The following is an 18239-nucleotide window of genomic DNA, read 5'->3' on the forward strand; positions in this document are numbered from 1 at the left end:
ATTAAAGTGAACAGAAGGCTAACGCCAGACAACACCGGCATTCAAAAAGCGCGAAAAAGCAGGAAGCATCTCAGCTAGTAATTTTATCAAAGGAAAACTCGCCTGTGAGACCTGACTTGCAAGGATTGGAAATTTCCAAAGGAGAACTGAAGCGCCTGTGTGGAGTCGGATCTAGTCAGGTTTTAAGACCCCCGACTGCTGCTAAGTTTTTATCAGAAATTTCTCAAAGTTTGTTAATCAGCCTATTAATGGGAATTAGTGGAATTTTCTTAAATTACATATTTCCAGAGCATCTTATTTCACTGGTATTTATATATTTTTCAGCAACAACTGGACTAATAATTAGTGACATCCAAAAGTTCAAGTTTAGTAATAAAAATAAAAATTTGATTCATTTGTTTGACGACGTTGAGCGGTATAATGATGTCATTAGAGCAATTGACATCAACGATCAAATCGAAGCAGCCGGCAATCCAGAAGTCTATTTAAAAGATAGAGAGAATGTAATCGCAGCACTAGAATTAACGCGAGAAGATTTAGTGCGAGCATTGCGAACCGAACGGATTCTCAGGCAACACAAACATTTTATTTCTCGCAATCCTGAACTTTTTGCCAATAACTTAACCGCTTTAGCAGCCTTGCAAGTCAGTGACAAAGCAAGTGAACACGGACGACTACTGAATGAAGCCTTGCAAATTGCAGTCAGCGCTCAAGCTGAAATGAGAAAATTACAAGATCGACGGATCAGCTAAAGAAGCCGGTCTATCCGACTATTGCAAAAATATCGAATTAGCAATTGATCTTGAACCCCAACCCTTAAACCATCTGTGTTTATCTGTGTGCATCTGTGGTTAAAAAATCCAACTCCCTCAAATCCCTAACACCAACCATCAACCCATCTGCGTGCATCTGCGTGCATCTGCGGTTAAAAAATCTAAAACCTATCATAAGAAGACTGAATTAAACCGGCTAGCCGGCATCACAAGCAATCAAGTCCCAACAAATTTTAAATTAATTACAGCAAATTTCTCTCAGTATTCAATCAGAAATGAGAAAATTGCAAAGCCAGCATTCAAACAACAAATGACCAGCAAACCCAAAATAATTGTCCTCGATGACGACCCCACCGGCTCGCAAACCGTCCACGGTTGTCTCCTACTCACTCGCTGGGATACAGACACCCTGAAGCTGGGGTTACGTGACGACTCCCCCATTTTCTTCGTGCTCACTAACACCAGAGCACTCACCCCAGAACAAGCCACCGCAGTCACCCGCGAAGTCTGCCAGAATTTGAAAGCCGCGATCGCAGCAGAAAATATCCAAGATTTTCTCGTTGTTAGCCGTTCCGATTCTACGATGCGGGGACATTATCCCGTAGAAACCGATGCGATCGCGGAAGAACTTGGCCCTTTTGACGCCCATTTCCTCGTTCCTGCCTTCTTTGAGGGGGGGAGAATTACCCGCGACAGCGTCCATTATTTAATCGTCGATGGCGTTGAAACGCCGGTGCATGAAACCGAATTTGCCCGTGACTCTGTCTTTGGCTACCGGCACAGCTACTTACCCGATTATGTGGAAGAAAAAACCAAAGGACGCATTTCTGCCGGCAATGTTGAGCGATTTTTGCTGGAAGAAATTCGCGCCGGCAGCCTCGAACGTCTAATGAATTTAACCGGCAACACTTGCTGCGCCGTCGATGGCGAAACCCAAACCGATCTAGATAAATTCGCAGCAGATATTCTTACAGCAGCCGGTGAGGGGAAACGCTTTTTGTTTCGCAGCGCCGCCAGCATTTTAACATCCCTTGCCCATCTGGGACCCCAGCCGGTTGCCGCAGAAGACATGGCGCAATACGTGCGAGAAGGCAAACCCGGTGCAGTGATCGTCGGCTCTCATGTCAAAAAAACCACCCAGCAACTCGAAAGCCTCCTGCAAGCGGAAAATGTCGCCGGTATAGAGGTCGATATCATTACTTTACTTGATAACCACCCTGTCGGTTCTGCCGCCGATCCCAGCGAATTGCGTGCCTTTTTGCTACACCAAACCCTGCAAAAAATTCAGCAAGCGCACAATGCCGGTCAAACCCCAGTGATTTACACCAGCAGGAAAGAACTCACATTTGACACCCCTCAAACTCGCCTGAAATTTGGTGCGGATGTTTCCGCATTGCTGATGGATATTGTGCGGGGGTTGCCGGTAGATATCGGGTTTCTGATTAGTAAAGGAGGCATCACTTCCAACGACGTTTTAAGCACCGGCTTAGCCCTAACTTCAGCACGACTCCTCGGCCAAATTTTACCTGGCTGTTCAATGGTACGCACCCCCGCCGATCACCCCCAATTTCCTAACCTGCCGGTGGTGCTATTTCCTGGCAACGTTGGGGATGCCGATGCTTTAGCCACCACTTACCGCCGGCTTAGCAAATAGAAGCATTTCCCTCTCGTTTAGGCATCTCGCCCACCCCATGATCAGGGCGCACCGGCGCGTGCGCCCAAATCTAGATAGTTTCGCACTTTTAGACTCTTCTAACCGGCAAATACTATTATGAGAAATCTCTCCATCTCAAACATTATGAGTCTAAAAACTTTAACGATATTTGCCCTCTCATTACCCTTAATTTTAACTGCCTCAGTTGATGCTCAGAATTCCAACCATCTTCAACAGTTAATCAGTACGAACAAGTGTATGAGATGCCGCTTAAAAGAGGCCAACTTAAAAGGCATGAATTTAAGTGGAGCGCAGCTGACAGAAGCGTTTTTAATTGGCGCAAATTTGAATGGTGTTAACTTAAAAGGTGCCGATCTCAGAGGTGCTAATTTAAAAGACGCCAACCTGAGTAATGCCGATCTCAGAGGCGCAAATATGGATGATGCTAACCTAACCGGCGCTAACTTGATTAATGCCAACTTAAGTGAGGCTAAACTAAGGACAAGAGGCTTAACCGAAGTCAATATGGAAGGAGCCGATCTCACAGGAGCCGACTTAAGAGGTGCAATCTTATTTCGAGTCAACTTAAGAGGTGCCAACCTATCGCAAAGTAACCTAGGAAATGCTTACATCAGAGAAAGTGACTTCAAAGGAGCTGCTTTTTGTGGGACAATTCTACCCAATAGAAGAAACATAGGCCGGTGTTAAAATAAACCAGTGCCGGCACCTAAATCAACCGCTGATAAATATCTTAAAAACCCACAATTAAACGCGATTTGTCTATCAACCTGATCAGCGTTTATCATCTGCTTATTAGGTGCCGGCAAACCTTCTCAATCATTTAAATATACCTGCATTAATTTCCAGTTAAAAAAATATCATTCTCTCCACAAAAACTATTTTATCGGCATTCCCAAAAACTCCCGAATAGTGTTTATAGTTGCTTGCTTATCTTTCCAATCAGCATTCTTATTTAAACTTAAAGGCTGAGCGTGACCCGTCCGCAAAACCAAAACAATCCTTTGATTAATAGCAGCATCACGAGTTCTTAAATCCAGTTCAACATCTATAATATCTCTCAAAGGAAATTCAATCACCTTTGATTGACGCAAACCCTGTTGTTTAAGCGTAACAATCCCCAGCGTCTTGTCAAAACTGCAACGAACAGATTGACCCGCATAAAGCCAGATAAAAACACCAACCAAAATAGAAAAAATAGGCAGCAAAGGATACCAAAATAAGTAAAAAATCCAAGTATTCGTCACGGCAAGAGCAATGAGTAGAAAAGGAATCAAAATAACACAAAAGCCGGCAATGAACCAAAGCCCTAAAGGGCGGTGCCGGAGAATCAGTTTAGTGGGTGTTTTTTCCAAAATTTCCACAAGCACACCTGAAGACAAAAAATTAACCATTTTTGGGTTAATATAACCGAGAATTGGCTGCAAGTTCCAACCGAAAAGCTTAGAAATAAATGGCTCGCACGCAGGGGGGCCGCAACTTCCAATCTCAACCCTAAAATCGTATGACTTCCGACTCATCTCCCACCACCGTCCCAACTGTTCCAGAAATCCCCCGCGAAATCAGTCGCCATCAGCAAGTCCGGTTTAAAAGTAAAGATGGACGGCTCCTAATACTCTTGCCGCCTGAAAGCGAAAACACCGGCACCCAAACACCGGCAAGCAACTGGCAAGAAATCTGGCAGCAAATGAAGGTGAGGCTCAATGCCGGCGAACGCTTTTGGCAGCCCAACACCGAAGTCCACCTGATCGCCGGCGATCGGCTGCTGGATGTGCGCCAGCTGCAAGCCCTCGCAGACGCCCTCAGTGAAGTGCAACTGCAACTGACTCGTGTTCACACCAGCCGCCGCCAAACTGCCGTAGCAGCCGCAACCGCCGGCTACTCGGTCGAACAAATTTCCTCCCAAACCCCCCTGCAGCCTACCCCCGAAGCGCCGGCTCAAGCATTTGCCGATCCCCTCTATTTAGAAACCACCGTCCGTTCAGGCGTAGAAATTCGCCATCCCGGCACCGTCATCGTTATGGGAGACGTGAATCCAGGGGGAGCAATTGTGGCAGAAGGGGATATCTTGATCTGGGGACGGCTGCGCGGAGTCGCTCATGCCGGTGCCGGTGGTAAAGCCCAGTGCGCGATCATGGCGCTGCAAATGGAACCCACCCAAATTCGCATTGCCGACTTTGTTGCCAGAGCACCAGAAAAACCGCCGGCACAATATTATCCAGAAGTCGCTTATGTAACGCCCCAAGGAATTCGCATCACCAGGGCAGCGGATTTTTCTAGAACCCAGCTCATATCACCCTCAAGCTGAGCGTGCCGATGTGTTCCCCTCAATCCTTCCCTGTGCTACATTTAAACCGCTAAGCGCAAATTAATAGGGTTCTATTAATTTTGCCCAACGCACAAATATCAGAAAATAAATTTCAGGGAGCGCTCTGGTTTCAGTTAAGGCCAAATCTCGGTTCACCGGCAGTCTGTTCGTGAGTTTTACCATTTCATGAGTCGCATTATTGTCATTACGTCTGGTAAAGGAGGGGTGGGCAAAACCACCTGTACAGCTAATCTGGGAATGGCCCTGGCTAAATTGGGTCGCCAGGTGGCGCTCGTTGATGCCGATTTTGGTTTGAGAAATCTAGACTTGCTTCTAGGTTTGGAAAACCGCATCGTCTACACTGCCGTGGAAGTTCTCGCAGGAGAGTGCCGGCTTGAGCAAGCGCTGGTAAAAGATAAACGGCAACCCCGACTCGTTCTACTGCCGGCGGCGCAAAACCGCATGAAAGATGCTGTCGCCCCAGAGCAAATGAAACAACTCATCACTGAGTTAGCCAGTAAATACGATTATGTTTTAGTAGACAGTCCTGCCGGCATCGAGCAAGGCTTTCAAAATGCTATCTCCGCAGCCAAAGAAGCCCTGATCGTCACCACCCCCGAAATTGCCGCCGTCCGTGACGCCGACCGTGTGGTGGGCTTGCTAGAAGCCAATGGCGTCAAGCGCATCCACCTGATCGTCAACCGGCTGCGACCGGCAATGGTACAAGCCAATGACATGATGTCAGTGCAAGACGTGCAAGAAATTCTCGCCATCCCCTTAATTGGCGTCATCCCGGATGATGAAAAAGTCATTGTTTCCACCAACCGGGGCGAACCGCTCGTCTTATCAGAACAATCTTCCACCGCCGGCACCGCAATTGACAACATCGCCAGACGCCTCGAAGGTCAGAAAATAGAATTTCTCGATCTCTCTGGCAATAACGACGGCATCTTTGCCCGCCTCCGTAAACTGTTTTCAACCAAAATTAGGTAGCGAGTGCTGAGCTTTTGAGTGCTGAGTCCCCTGTTCCCCCTAACCCCAGTCCCCCCTCTCCCACCTAGCCCCTAGCCCCTAGTCCCATGATCAGCGAACTTCTAGAACGACTTTTTCTTCGAGCCGGCGCTGACAGCAGTCGTCAGGAAGTCAAACGCCGGCTCAAACTGGTGATCGCCCATGATCGGGCGGACTTGTCTCCAGAGATGATTGAATCTATGCAAAAAGAAATCCTAGAAGTTGTTTCTCGTTATGTAGAAATCGAGACAGAAGGATTAGAGTTTGCTTTAGAAAGCAGTCAGCGGGCGACAGCGTTAATCGCTAACCTGCCTATCCGCCGAGTTCGAGCCAAGACGGATGCACCAGAAACCGATGCTGATAACGAGATGCCGGTGGAATAGATTGCTGCAAACTTTCTCGATCCTCAATTCACCAGTCAGACTCCAGCGATAGGGGCTAGGGGCTAGGCTAGAGAGAGAGAGTGAAAAGGAACTAGAAAACAATAATATTAGAGTTTTAACCGGCTACTTCGCGGCTGCAGGCGCATTAATCAAAAAAATTAAAGACAAAAACTTTATAAAGTTTTAACAAAACTTGTTTTTTGAGTAAATTTTTACTCCAGGTTTAACGATGTATAAATTTACATAATCGCTGCACACCACCGAAATTTAAAAATCATCAGCGGTGTAGGTATTTTGTCGATTCCACTTATAAGTTTTTGAGTATAATTAGCGGGAACTTTTCCGTGAAAATACTGGGTTTTTTTTTAAATGTATGCGAATCTAGAAATTAGGGTGACATCTAGCTCCGAGCTAGATCAATAAACTTAACCATCTTGACGACTAATAGCAGCTTCTACCTATGCCAGAAGCCTTGCAGTTATCCTTAGGCGTCCTCTGGTCATCAAAATCTAGCCTTCCGGATCGACAACAATATGAAGCTTTTAGAAACAACCGCCACAACCGCAGTTGCCCTGACTGCACTCCTGGGCACAGCAGTCGCACCGGCACGAGGGTTCAGCATTACCCCCAACAACAACGGTTCCGCTTTACTGCAGTCTTTGCTAGGTGACACCACGGGACTGAGCAATTTTTCAGTCAACCCCATCAGAAACGCCAATGCCTTTGGGATTTTCGAGAACGATCCCTTTGAACTGGGATCAGGCATCGTTCTCAGTACAGGCAACGTTACTGAGATACCGGGAGAGAATACGGAAGACGGAAGAAACCTTGACTATGCAACTGATTTAAGCACCGATTTTGGCATTGAGGGAGACACTGACGACTCGATTAGCTTAGATATCAGCTTTGATGCCGACAGCACTGCAGATAAGGTGTTTTTCCAGTATGTGTTTGGATCGGAAGAGTTTCTGGAATTTGGCGGTTCCGAATTCAACGACGCTTTTGAGCTTTTGCTCAATGGCACGAATTTAGCGAAGTTGAGCGACGGGCAAGACGCGACGATCGCAAACCTCATCCCAAATCGCAGCGGAACTTACCACCCGGATTTTATCAACAATCCTGCCGGCCCGGATACCCTGACTAAATTAGATGGTTATACGAAAACGCTGGCCTTTGAGGGTCTACTTAACAAAAATTCTCGCAACACACTCACGATCAATATCAAAGATACTGCTGATGGCTTGATGGATTCAGCGGTATTCCTCAAAGGCGGTTCTCTCGGCACAGCGCCACCGGCTGAGACGGTTCCCGAACCCAGTGTGGTGTTGGGGTTAGTGGGTGTCGGCGCAATTGGTTTCCTCAAAGGGCGCAGAAACCAAAAAAAACAAAAATTTTAATCTTCACCGGCAAATAAGTGCCGGCACTGCTTGTAAATATTCAGGCGCTTTTTCCCATAGCAAAGCGTCCTGTAACGTTTTATGTAATTTTGCGCGTTTGACGCTTTTCTAAAAACACAAGCAAGAAGAAACGCTGCGATCAGAAAAACCGGCTGCCTGTAGCATTTATTCTATTTCTAGAACAAGATTATTTAAAACTATTTATCCCCACTTTTAAACTGCCGGCTCCATTGGAATTTTCCAAGTTTTAGCGAGCTGTTTATTTCCGATGCGTAAAGTGTCGCTTTTGACTAGGTATTGTTCAATAATTAACAGGATGTTGCGATTGTAAAGCTTCCTACAACCTTATTTACAATTTGGTTCAGTAACATCTCCCAGCTTTTTTACCTCTATCCCTCTCCCGATCCTTATGACGGCTATTCTTAACAAGGGTGTGTTCAGGAACACTGCCGGCATTCCGTACTTATACGAGCATTTTTATTTAAAAAAAGTAATATTTCTTTTGGAAAAGTTCATGCTATAAAAGATTGGGGCGTCTACCCTGTGGGGTCTTAGCCAGTGAAAAAAAGTGAACAATGGGCGGCCCATCTGTGGCGAGATAACTGCGATGAGAAAGCAGCGCAACAGGTAGCCAGTGATAGAAAAAAAGATAGTGAACAAAGTGTTAAGGGCAAAACAAGTCAGAAGTCAAAAATCAGGAAAAGACAGTGTTTTGTATCCTGGAACTTGGCTTTTGGATGCTTTGTTTTGCCCTTTTCTTGTATACTTTTACCGGCTTTGGCACAAGCGCAAAGTACACCGGCAGGCACGGTGATTGAAAACGAAGCAACGGGAACGTATCAAGATCCCAACACTGGAGAAATCAACGAGGTAATCTCTAACACCGTTACGATCACTGTGGCAGAAGTGGCGGGGATTACCGTAACCGCAGCCGGCTTTACAGAAGCGGATAGCAATAGCAAAATTGAAGCCGGCGATTTACTTTATTTCAACTACACAATCACCAACGTCGGCAACGATCCGACAAGATTTAGAATTCCCAATCTCGCAACTGTCACCGGCCCTGGCACAGTCACCGGCAATCTGCAAATTAGTGTGGATGGGGGGGAAACGTGGATAGATATCGCTGCCGGTTCAACCCTCGCCGGCTTCACCTTCACGGGAGATTATGTGGAAACCGGCTCATTTGCCCCAGGTGAATCAATTCGGGTACGAGTGCCGGTGACACTCAACTCAGAAGCAACCGAAGGCAATGAGATCGCCGTGCAACTTGGACAAACCCCCAACAACGCGCAGAATGTAGCGCAAACTGCCGAACCTGGGGATATTTATACCGTGGATAACCCGGATGGCGTTGCCGGTGAAACCCTTGGAGTGCCGGCAAATGGTATCCGTGAGGCAAGTGCCACCCAGACAGCGGCAGTCGGGGCAAACCCCCTGGCTTTGCCGGCAATTTACAAAACCCACGCAGAACCGATTAATGCCGGCAACCCCGCCGATGCCAGTGATGATCGGATTACTTATAACTTAGCGCTGGAAGTGCTATCCCAAACAGTTACCGGCAGCACCGGCATCGTTCCCGCCGACTTAGCCGGCACCCCGATTACCGTTAACGGCACCTCTGTCACCCGAATTTTAATTTCAGATGCCGTGCCGGCGGGGACACAACTCACTGACACCCGAACCGTTCCCAGTCAGTGGCAAGCGATCTTCACCAAAGACGATCCGGCAACCGTGAATGCCTTGCAAGCGCAGTGGTACACCAACCCCAACGACGCAGCAATTGGCGGCTTAGCAAATGTGACACGAATCGGGTTTATTTTAGACGGAACCGTTGCCACCGGCACACTAATTAGCGGCTTTTCCTTCCAAGTCGTAACCAGCCGGCTAACAACCACCACCACCGTCGCCAACCTCGCGCAAGTGATCGGTTCAACTGCCGGTGATCCCGACTCCCTTGTTTATGACGAATCCGGCGATCGCGTTCCCAACAACTTTAATGATGATGGCACCCCTGGTTCAACCGACAGCACCGGCAACCCGGTTATTGATCCGGGAGTTCCCAACCCAGGCAATCAAGGAACAGACCCCAACAATGATAACAGCGGCACCGGCCCAGGCGGTGAATCCAACGTCATCATCGTAACTGGCCCATCAGCCGGCATTCTCAATGGCCCACCGGGAGCACCGGGGGCTGTTGGGCCAACCGATACTAACGAAGATTTTGTCAATAAATCCGCACCCATTCCCCCCGGATTAGATCCCTCCCAGCCGGTTGATCCTGCACCCGTCGAGTTTACCAACGCCGTGCAGAATACGACCGCCAGTCCTGTCACCATCACCCTTTTACCCACCTTACCCGCCAATCCCAACGATCTGCCGGCAGGAACAATCGTCACCATTACTTACGGCAACTTATCTGTCACTTATATTTATAACCCAAGCACAGGGTTTACCAGTTCCCAACCCCCCATCACCATTGTCAACTTAGAACCCAATCAAACAGTAAATTATAGCGTGAAAATCGATTTACCCTCCACCGCCCAATTGCGCGATTATCCTGTAACAATTACCGCATTTCTTGATAGTAACGGAAATGGTTTGCCAGATACAGGAGAGCCGACAGATCAAGTAATAAATCGCGTTTATACCGGCTTTGTGCAGATGTTAAAAGAGTCAAGACTTTTGAAAGGAACCGGCGCGGATGTGCCTGCCGGTCAAGAGACATTTAGTACAACTGCTAAAACACCGTCACCCGGAAATATTATCGAATTTCGCTTGACCTACACAAACATATCAACCCCCGAAGGAGGAACCGGCAACGTCACCTTAACCGCACGGGATATTACCATCACCGAAGACGGAACCACCTATGAAGCAGTGAGCAATCCCAAAGGCAACAATTGGGCACTCGATAACGATAATAGTGATGGAGATAATAATCCCACAACCGGCATTGATACAAGCAATATCGTCGGTTCTGCCGTAGATTCTAACGGCGGAACCATTACATTTTTCAGTGGTAGGCCGGCCACACTTCAGGCACAAGATCAAACAGGTACAAACCTCAATGGAGATGTCACAAAATATGTCAATAGAGTCGGAGGTTCCTTAGCACCTGGTCAATCAGGAACCTTCACCTTTCAACGTCGAGTCAATTAAGTTTTTTTTCCAAAACCCCAAATACACCCAATAACCAGACCTATCCCAACAAAACCTAACAAGGAACAAAAACCCCACTCTTCAAGAAAAACCTCCGCATACATCTGCGTTCATCTGCGTATGGCTAGCGCCACGCTTCGCTATCATCTGCGGTTAAAAAAAATACCCCCTCCAACAAAAACTCAACATACCTAGGGGCATAAAAATGCAACATCTACTAATCCTGGCACCGCTCACCCTCACACTTTTAACAAACCCCAATCCAACCCTATTAAACGCGCAACAAACACATTTCGATCCTCATTTACTCAAAAACCAAAGACTAAAATCTCAGAAATTAACCCAACAAAACATACCCCTTTTAACCCAAACCCCAGCCAAGCCGGTGCAACTGCGCTTACAAGCAGAAAAACAAACCGTAATTGCAGATGAAAATGGCAAACAAAAGACAACTTGGCAAACATTACCGGCAAGCGCAGTCGTACAACCCGGAGACATCATTCGCTATACCTTACGCGGAGAAAACAGCACAACATCACCCGTAAATAACTTTGTCCTTACCCAACCCATTCCCCAACAAACCGTATATATATTAAACTCAGCAGCCGGCCTAGAAGCAAAAATTACCTACAGCATTGATAACGCTAAAACCTATCTGGCAAACCCAACCATTCAAGAAACCCTTCCTGACGGCACAATAGAAACCAAACCCGCGCCGGCAGAAGCTTACACACACATACGCTGGGAATTCACAAAACCTGTTAATCTCCCAGACATCGGAGCAACCTATCAAGTCAAAGTTAAATAAAAGTATCTATCAAAAACAAATAACTTTAAAAAAATCCTACTTTCATCTGCGTTTATCTGCGTTTATCTGCGGTTAAAAAATCCCAAAATCCATGATCTAAAAAGAGGTATAAAATCAGGTGTTCAACCCGCCATCACAATTCAAAGATAAAGCCAGAAACCAGAAAAATGAGGGTTCATTTTTCACCCTTCTGACTGTTTTACCTTTCGCGGCGTTACTTTTACCGGCTGCTGTGGTGGCGCAAGAACAAAACCCTGACTGCGTAATTCCCGGCATCGTCGTGCAAAATCAAGCCGGTTTTACCTACAGCGACTCAGTTAACCCAGAACCCATCAACGGACTTTCTAGCGCAATAAACTTGGGTTTAATCGGCACCGGCCCTCTCAGGATATCACCGGGCGGCGTTCGTGATGGCAATGATAACTTCGTTGCCGGTGCATTTGCCGGCGCATTGGCAGATGAATTAGTCAGACTTGGCTTTGCCCAAGAAGAAGCCACCAAAGCCGTGATCGCCGTAACCGTTGCCCTGGCACAGCAACCCAGCAGCGCCACCTTCTCCCAACTTGCCAGAATTTCTAGAGATGCGGTTGTACAAGCAGTGCCGGCAAAAGCGGAAATCATTCAAGGATTAGAACGTTCAGCGGCACAAGAAATAGGCGTGTCGGTATTTGCCAATTTAGTCAAAACGCAACTCGTAGCAGCCGGTTTAACAGAAACCGAAGCAGAAACAGCCACCCAACAAACTATCGCCGCACTGATCACATCCACCGGCAGCACATCTGCTAATCAAGCCTTTGAAACCGGCTTTCAGGCAATGGTAGGCGCAATTCCCGAAAAAGCCGACCTTCTCACCCAACTGCGAGACGACTTTATCCGCGAAATCGATAGCATCCGCAGCGGCATTCGCAGCGGCGTGGATGAAGGAGATGTTCTTAAATTTGAATACGTCGTCTCCAACCCAGGCAACACCTCTTTAAGATTTGAAGTTCCCGATCCGCGCACCGTTCAGCAGCAGACGATCGGTCCTGGCACCGTTACCGGCGTTCGTTATCAAGTCGTCAATGCTGATGATCCCGGTGCCTTTCTTCTCACCGACTGTCCTACTCCAACTCCCACGCCCATTCCCATTCCCATTCCCACTCCAACCCCAGAACCTACGCCAACGCCAACCCCAGAACCTACGCCAACGCCAACTCCACAACCTACGCCAACTCCGACTCCAGAACCTACGCCAACTCCCACACCCACTACAACCCCAACTCCAACTCCCACGCCAGTGCCGGCAAACACTCCCACTCCCGTTGTCGTCCCGCCTGGGGGTGGCGTCATCGTCGTGGTTGATGTCGATGTCAAACCCGTTCCCAACACCGGCACCTCTGTCACCGTCAATATTGGAGACAAAGATGATGTCACCAAGCCGGTGGGGCAAAGCGTGATTATTTCCCCTGTCACCGTCAGACAACCTCTTACCTCACCCTTGGGACGCATTACAGGTTGCGCCGGCGAACTTTTACCCGACTACACCGGCTTTAGTGTTGCCCTCTACGAAGCAGACGCTGCTGATCCCACCGGCACTGGACTGGGTAAATTAATCGCCCTCACCGGCACCGAATATCCAGATATTGGCGATAACGATATTTTAGAAGGTAGTTCCCCCAACACGGAAAACAGCAACCCCTTCTTCCTTACCAACGGAGATCGCGGCGGTTATAACTTCCTGCTGGACTTAAATCGAGGTCAGCTAGAGGCAGGACGCCGTTATATTTTAGTCGTCAATCCGCCCCCAGATTCCAACTACAACCAGCGTCGTATTCGGATTGAGATCGGACAAAGTAACACCGGCAGTATTAGCTACACTGCCACTTCCCTCGATGGCAGACCAATTGGTGCCGGCACGACGAATACCTCTGCTGCCGGCACTCTTAGCCCACAAGATCCGAACCGCCGCAGGCTGGATTTAGCCGTTCTCGACCTCAGCGCCGCTGTCTGCGAAGCCAGAGAAATCGAAATTATCAAAACCGGCGATCGCATTGCCGCCGAACCGGGTGACACGGTTATTTACCGCCTCTCTATCCGCAATCTTTCCAGTGTCGCTGCCAACAACATCACCATCCGCGACCAACTGCCCCTCGGCCTCAGCTTCCGATCTGACTCGGTTCGCGGTGAATTAGATGGGCAAGCTGTAACCATTACCAGTGATAGTAATGGTCGAGAAATTACCTTCAATGCCGGCACCTTTACCATCCCTGCCGGTAAAATTCTTAACATCGCCTACGCCGCCCGTTTAACCCCAGACTCCGTGCGGGGCGACGGTCGCAACTCCGCCACCGTCAATGGCCGGCGCAGTGACAACAACCTCGACATTAAGGACGGCCCAGCTACTCACCGCCTCACCATCCGGCCTGGAATCGTCTCCGACTGTGGCACTCTCATCGGGCGTGTTTTTGTTGATAAAAACTTTGATGGCGAGCAACAACAAGGTGAACCGGGTGTTCCAAACGCCGTAGTTTTCTTAGACGACGGCAACCGGATTACCACCGACAATGACGGTCTCTTCTCCGTTGCCAACGTCCTTCCTGGCTACCGCACCGGCGTTCTCGACCTCACCAGCGTTCCGGGTTACACCTTCGCCCCAAATGAGTTTTTCAGTGAACGAAATAGCCAATCCCGACTCGTGCGGTTAGAACCGGGCGGCTTGGTACGCATGAACTTTGGCATTACCCCAGCCTTTGAGGGCGAGAGTGGCAGTACAGGAGAGGGGGAGTATAGGAGCAGAGGACAATGAAAAACTTAACATCCGTCTTTCTAATCAGTTTAGTTGGGGCGATCGCATCTCAAGAAATTTCTAGCGCCCAAATTCTTACGAGAAATCATTACTTTGTAGGAACATTGTTGACTCCCTTTGAAAACTCAGCGTATCATGCTAATATAGATCAGTACAAGGGAAAAATGTGGGCGCAAGCGACCCATGATATAAATTCAAATAATTTACGTTTAAAAGAAAATAGCATTTCGAGAAATGGGCATGGGGCATTGGGCATTGGGCATGGGGCAAGGCTGCGCCAACCTAAAGGTATGGGCATTGGTTACTCAGAACTCAAGACTCAGAACTCAGAACTGAGGACTCAAGACTTACCCCTCCCCACTCAAGACTCAGAACTCAGAACTCAGGACTCAGCACTCATAATTAGTCCATCTGCCGGCACGGTATTAGATTTACCGGCAACCACAATTGTGGTGCAATATCCCACCGGCAGCCAAATTCAACTACTGGTCAATGGCAAGCCGGTCGATCCCGCCCTCATCGGTCAAACTGAAACTGATCCCAACACCGGCACCACAACCCAAACCTGGTACGGCGTCCCCCTCAACGAAGGGGAAAATATTATAGAAGCCAGACAGCAAGCCGGTGCGTCACAAAATTCTTCAATGCCGGCAACCAAAATTAGTATTTTCGTTCGAGGCATACCCGCCCAACTGAAAATCCAAACCCTCGAGGCCCGCATTCCAGCAGATAGCCGGTCTACAGCCACCGTCACCGGCCAAATTTTAGATAGCGCCGGCAACCCTACCAACCGCGACGCCACGATTACGCTGGCTACCAGTTCCGGGAAATTTATCTCTGTGGACGCTGATCCCGACCAACCGGGATACCAAGTCAAAACCAGCAATGGAGAATTCAGCGCCACCCTGCAATCAAGTTTGCAAGCCGGCATTGTTCGGATTCGTGCCGGCACACCTAACCTCAACGCCCCAGCCGATATTCCTAACCCGCAACTTGAAGCCTTCACCCAAATTGAATTCGAGACAAACTTAAGACCCAACTTGCTCACCGGCGTTATCGATTTTCGCTTTGGCCGGCGCGGTACTGACTTTTGGGATAGTTTTAGTAACTTCCTTCCTGCCGACGGTGATAATAACTACCAACTCAACGCCAGAGGCGCAGCCTTCACCACCGGCACCTTGGGAAACTGGCTATTCACCGGCGCATATAATAGTGCCCGCAATCTTAACGACACTTGCAACGGATTTGATCGCCGGCTATTTCAAGATTTGCAATTTTACGAACAGCAATATCCTACTTACGGCGACAATTGCAGCCGAGAAACTGTTGCACCTTCTAGAGATAGCGTCTATTTAAGATTTGAACACTCGCCTTTAATTGAAGGTGCTCAACCTGATTATTTCATGTGGGGAGACTATGCCCTTTCGGAATTTTCCACCCCATCCCAACAATTCACCGGCATCACCCGTTCATTACACGGATTTAAAGGTAACTACAATCTCGGAAACCTGCAAATCACCGGCTTCTATAGCCAGGACGTAGAAGGGTTTCAGCGAGATAGCATTATCCCCGACGGGACTAGCGGCTTCTACTTTCTCTCCCGCCGGCTGGTTATTCCTGGCAGCGAAGACGTATTTCTGGAAGTCGAAGAATTAGATCGTCCCGGCACAGTGCTTTACCGGCAGCAACTCACCCGCAGCAGCGACTACGAAATCGACTACGACCGAGGCACCTTACTTTTCCGGCGTCCGATTTTACGGGTTAACGCAGATCCCACCGGCACGATATTAGTGCGGCGAATTATCAGTACCTACCAGTACGACAGCCAAGACAACAGCACCAGCATTTTAGGCAGTCACCTGCAATACAACATTTCACGCGACTTTAACCGTCCCTCCTGGATCGGTGCGACTTATCTACGCGAAGATCGCGGCGTCCGAGACTTTGAACTCTACGGCGGAGATATCCTACTTTCGTTTGGCAACAATAGCCGATTAGTTGGGGAATACGCCCATTCCCGCAATGACTCTGATATTTTAGGGAACGTTAGCGGTTCCGCTTACCGGCTGGAATTGAACGGCGGAATTGGCAGGCGGGGAGTTAGCCGAGGGGTAGAGGCAGAGAGGGAGAGAGTGGGAGAGGAAGAGATTGGGAGAGTGGGTGAGGAAGAAACCCTAAATCCCCAATTGCCCGCTGAAATTCCCAACTATCCGCTACCGATTACGAATTTCCAATCGTTATTAAACTACCGGCTCTATTACCGATCCACCGATACCGGGTTTAATAATAACGCCACCACTAGCTTTGTTGCCGGTCAAAGTCGCTATGGTGCACAACTGTCTGCCGGCATCACCCGATCCACCCTACTGCGATTTCAATACGACCATGAAAAAAATCAGGGAATCGCCCCACGTCCCCTAACTTCCTACGCCGACTTATTTGAACCCAGACTTGAATCTATTCCCGGCAGCCAAGTGGATAACTCTCTCACCACCCTATCCGCCGGCGTCTTGCAGCGAATTGGCACAAATGCTTCCCTAGAATTTGACTGGATTAACCGGCATCGGGAAGACAACCGCCCAACCAACCCCCTCGAAACTACCTCATCACAACTGCGATCGCGCCTTAGCTATCGAATTGCCAATAACCTTACCTTCCGCGCTCAAAATGAACTCAATCTTGCTTCTGAGCAAGATATTATTTATCCGGATAGAACAATTCTTGCCCTAGACTGGGCAGCGTATCCAGGCATTACGCTCCGACTAAGTCATATCTTTTTCAATGGCGGGCAATTTGAGAACAACTCAATTACCAGCTTAGACTTTCTCGGCGATTATAAACTCGGAGAAGATACCGCCTTAACCGGCAGGTTTGGCGTCGTCAATGCCCAAGCCATGACAGGTGCAGTGGGAATTCGTCAAGGTTGGACAATTGCCCCAGGATTAAGAGTTGAAGGCAGCTACGAACATATTTTTGGCGATTTATTCGGACGCACCGGCACCGGCGTACAATTCGCTCAACCCTATGCTTACGGACAAGGGGCATCAGCTTTGGGTGTTCGCGGCGGCGATAGTTACAGTGTGGGGATTCAATATAATAACGATACCGATTTTCAAGCCTCTGCCAGATACGAACACCGCACCTCATCTGCCGGCGGCAACACCGTAATTTCAGCCGCAGCCACCGGCAAAATTTCCCGCGCCGTTACTGCACTACTCCGCTACCAGCAAGCTTCCAGCGCCAACCAACTGCTCGAAGAATTGGGAGATAGCATCAACCTGCGCTTAGGATTGGCTTACCGCGATCCGATTGATGACAAATTTAATGCGCTTTTCCGATACGAATATCGCAGCAACCCTTCAATCATCCCGGATAGTATTTTCTTTGACAATAGCAGCAGTTCCAACGACCATACCTTTGCCTTAGAAGCAATTTATGCACCAAATTGGCGTTGGGAATTTTATGGCAAAGGTGCGATGCGTACCAGTACCTCGTACCTAGCAAACGATCTTGCCGGCACCGGCACGATTTATCTAACCCAACTCCGTAGCACTTACCGACTCGGCTATCGCTGGGATGCCGTTGGAGAAGTGCGCTGGATCGGACAGCCGGCAGATGATTACAGCGAAATTGGCTGGGTGCTAGAAACTGGTTACTATTTAACGCCGAACTTGCGCTTAGCTGCCGGTTATGTGTTCGGCGATGTCACGGATCGCGACTTTGACGGTTCCCGATCCGCCAGTGGGCCTTATTTGGGGTTAACTGTCAAATTGAATGAATTGTTTAGCGGCTTTGGATTGCAAAAGCCGGTGCCGGCGCTGGAAAAAGAAGACAAGCAAGCAAATAAAATAGCACAGGGCAAGAAATTTTCTAATCTCTAATTTCTACCCTTCCCAACCCCTATACATCTAATTTGCTTTTATTGAAACAGCTTAATGTT

At 48.4% G+C, this 18239-nt stretch carries 12 protein-coding genes; 11 read left to right on the forward strand and 1 reads right to left on the reverse strand.

Going from position 1 to position 18239, the window contains the following annotated elements:
- Window positions 1-104: 104 nt before the first annotated feature.
- The 3 genes from H6F73_RS02895 to H6F73_RS02905 all read left to right on the forward strand — a co-directional run bounded on the left by H6F73_RS02895 (window position 105) and on the right by H6F73_RS02905 (window position 3135).
- Entirely contained in the window at window positions 105-752 is a 648-nt protein-coding gene (locus tag H6F73_RS02895; RefSeq protein WP_190757320.1) for a hypothetical protein, read from the forward strand.
- Window positions 753-1083: 331 nt separating this feature from the next.
- Window positions 1084-2427 carry a four-carbon acid sugar kinase family protein gene (locus H6F73_RS02900; RefSeq protein WP_190757321.1) on the forward strand — a complete coding sequence of 448 codons (1344 nt, stop codon included), beginning with the start codon at window positions 1084-1086 and terminating at the stop codon, window positions 2425-2427.
- Between the two features lie 144 nt (window positions 2428-2571).
- Window positions 2572-3135, forward strand: coding sequence for a pentapeptide repeat-containing protein (locus tag H6F73_RS02905; protein ID WP_190757322.1), 564 nt, complete (start codon window positions 2572-2574; stop codon window positions 3133-3135).
- A 188-nt stretch (window positions 3136-3323) separates the two neighbouring features.
- Here H6F73_RS02905 and H6F73_RS02910 read toward each other — a convergent pair whose 3' ends face one another.
- Window positions 3324-3722 (reverse strand): hypothetical protein, encoded by a 399-nt coding sequence (locus H6F73_RS02910; protein ID WP_190757323.1) that lies wholly within the window; start codon window positions 3720-3722, stop codon window positions 3324-3326.
- 227 nt (window positions 3723-3949) lie between these two features.
- On the opposite strand from H6F73_RS02910, the gene minC reads away from it, so the two are divergent.
- From minC to H6F73_RS02950, 8 genes are all read left to right on the forward strand, one after another.
- Window positions 3950-4753, forward strand: coding sequence for a septum site-determining protein MinC (gene minC / locus H6F73_RS02915; RefSeq protein WP_190757324.1), 804 nt, complete (start codon window positions 3950-3952; stop codon window positions 4751-4753).
- 186 nt (window positions 4754-4939) lie between these two features.
- Window positions 4940-5746 carry a septum site-determining protein MinD gene (gene minD / locus H6F73_RS02920; RefSeq protein WP_190757325.1) on the forward strand — a complete coding sequence of 269 codons (807 nt, stop codon included), beginning with the start codon at window positions 4940-4942 and terminating at the stop codon, window positions 5744-5746.
- Between the two features lie 86 nt (window positions 5747-5832).
- On the forward strand, window positions 5833-6147 hold the full coding sequence (gene minE / locus H6F73_RS02925) for a cell division topological specificity factor MinE (protein ID WP_190757326.1): 315 nt from the start codon (window positions 5833-5835) through the stop codon (window positions 6145-6147).
- A 533-nt stretch (window positions 6148-6680) separates the two neighbouring features.
- Entirely contained in the window at window positions 6681-7544 is an 864-nt protein-coding gene (locus tag H6F73_RS02930) for a choice-of-anchor L domain-containing protein (RefSeq protein ID WP_190757327.1), read from the forward strand.
- A 558-nt stretch (window positions 7545-8102) separates the two neighbouring features.
- Complete coding sequence (locus H6F73_RS02935; protein ID WP_190757328.1) at window positions 8103-10706, forward strand: hypothetical protein; 2604 nt, start codon at window positions 8103-8105, stop codon at window positions 10704-10706.
- 205 nt (window positions 10707-10911) lie between these two features.
- Complete coding sequence (locus H6F73_RS02940) at window positions 10912-11514, forward strand: DUF11 domain-containing protein (protein WP_190757329.1); 603 nt, start codon at window positions 10912-10914, stop codon at window positions 11512-11514.
- 118 nt (window positions 11515-11632) lie between these two features.
- On the forward strand, window positions 11633-14299 hold the full coding sequence (locus H6F73_RS02945) for a hypothetical protein (RefSeq protein ID WP_347239461.1): 2667 nt from the start codon (window positions 11633-11635) through the stop codon (window positions 14297-14299).
- On the forward strand, window positions 14296-18180 hold the full coding sequence (locus H6F73_RS02950; RefSeq protein ID WP_190757330.1) for an Ig-like domain-containing protein: 3885 nt from the start codon (window positions 14296-14298) through the stop codon (window positions 18178-18180). Before H6F73_RS02945 ends, H6F73_RS02950 begins: the two co-directional genes overlap by 4 nt.
- Window positions 18181-18239: the final 59 nt, after the last annotated feature.

The sequence above is a fragment of the Microcoleus sp. FACHB-68 genome, from assembly GCF_014695715.1.
In the GTDB taxonomy this organism is placed as follows: Bacteria; Cyanobacteriota; Cyanobacteriia; order Cyanobacteriales; family Oscillatoriaceae; genus FACHB-68.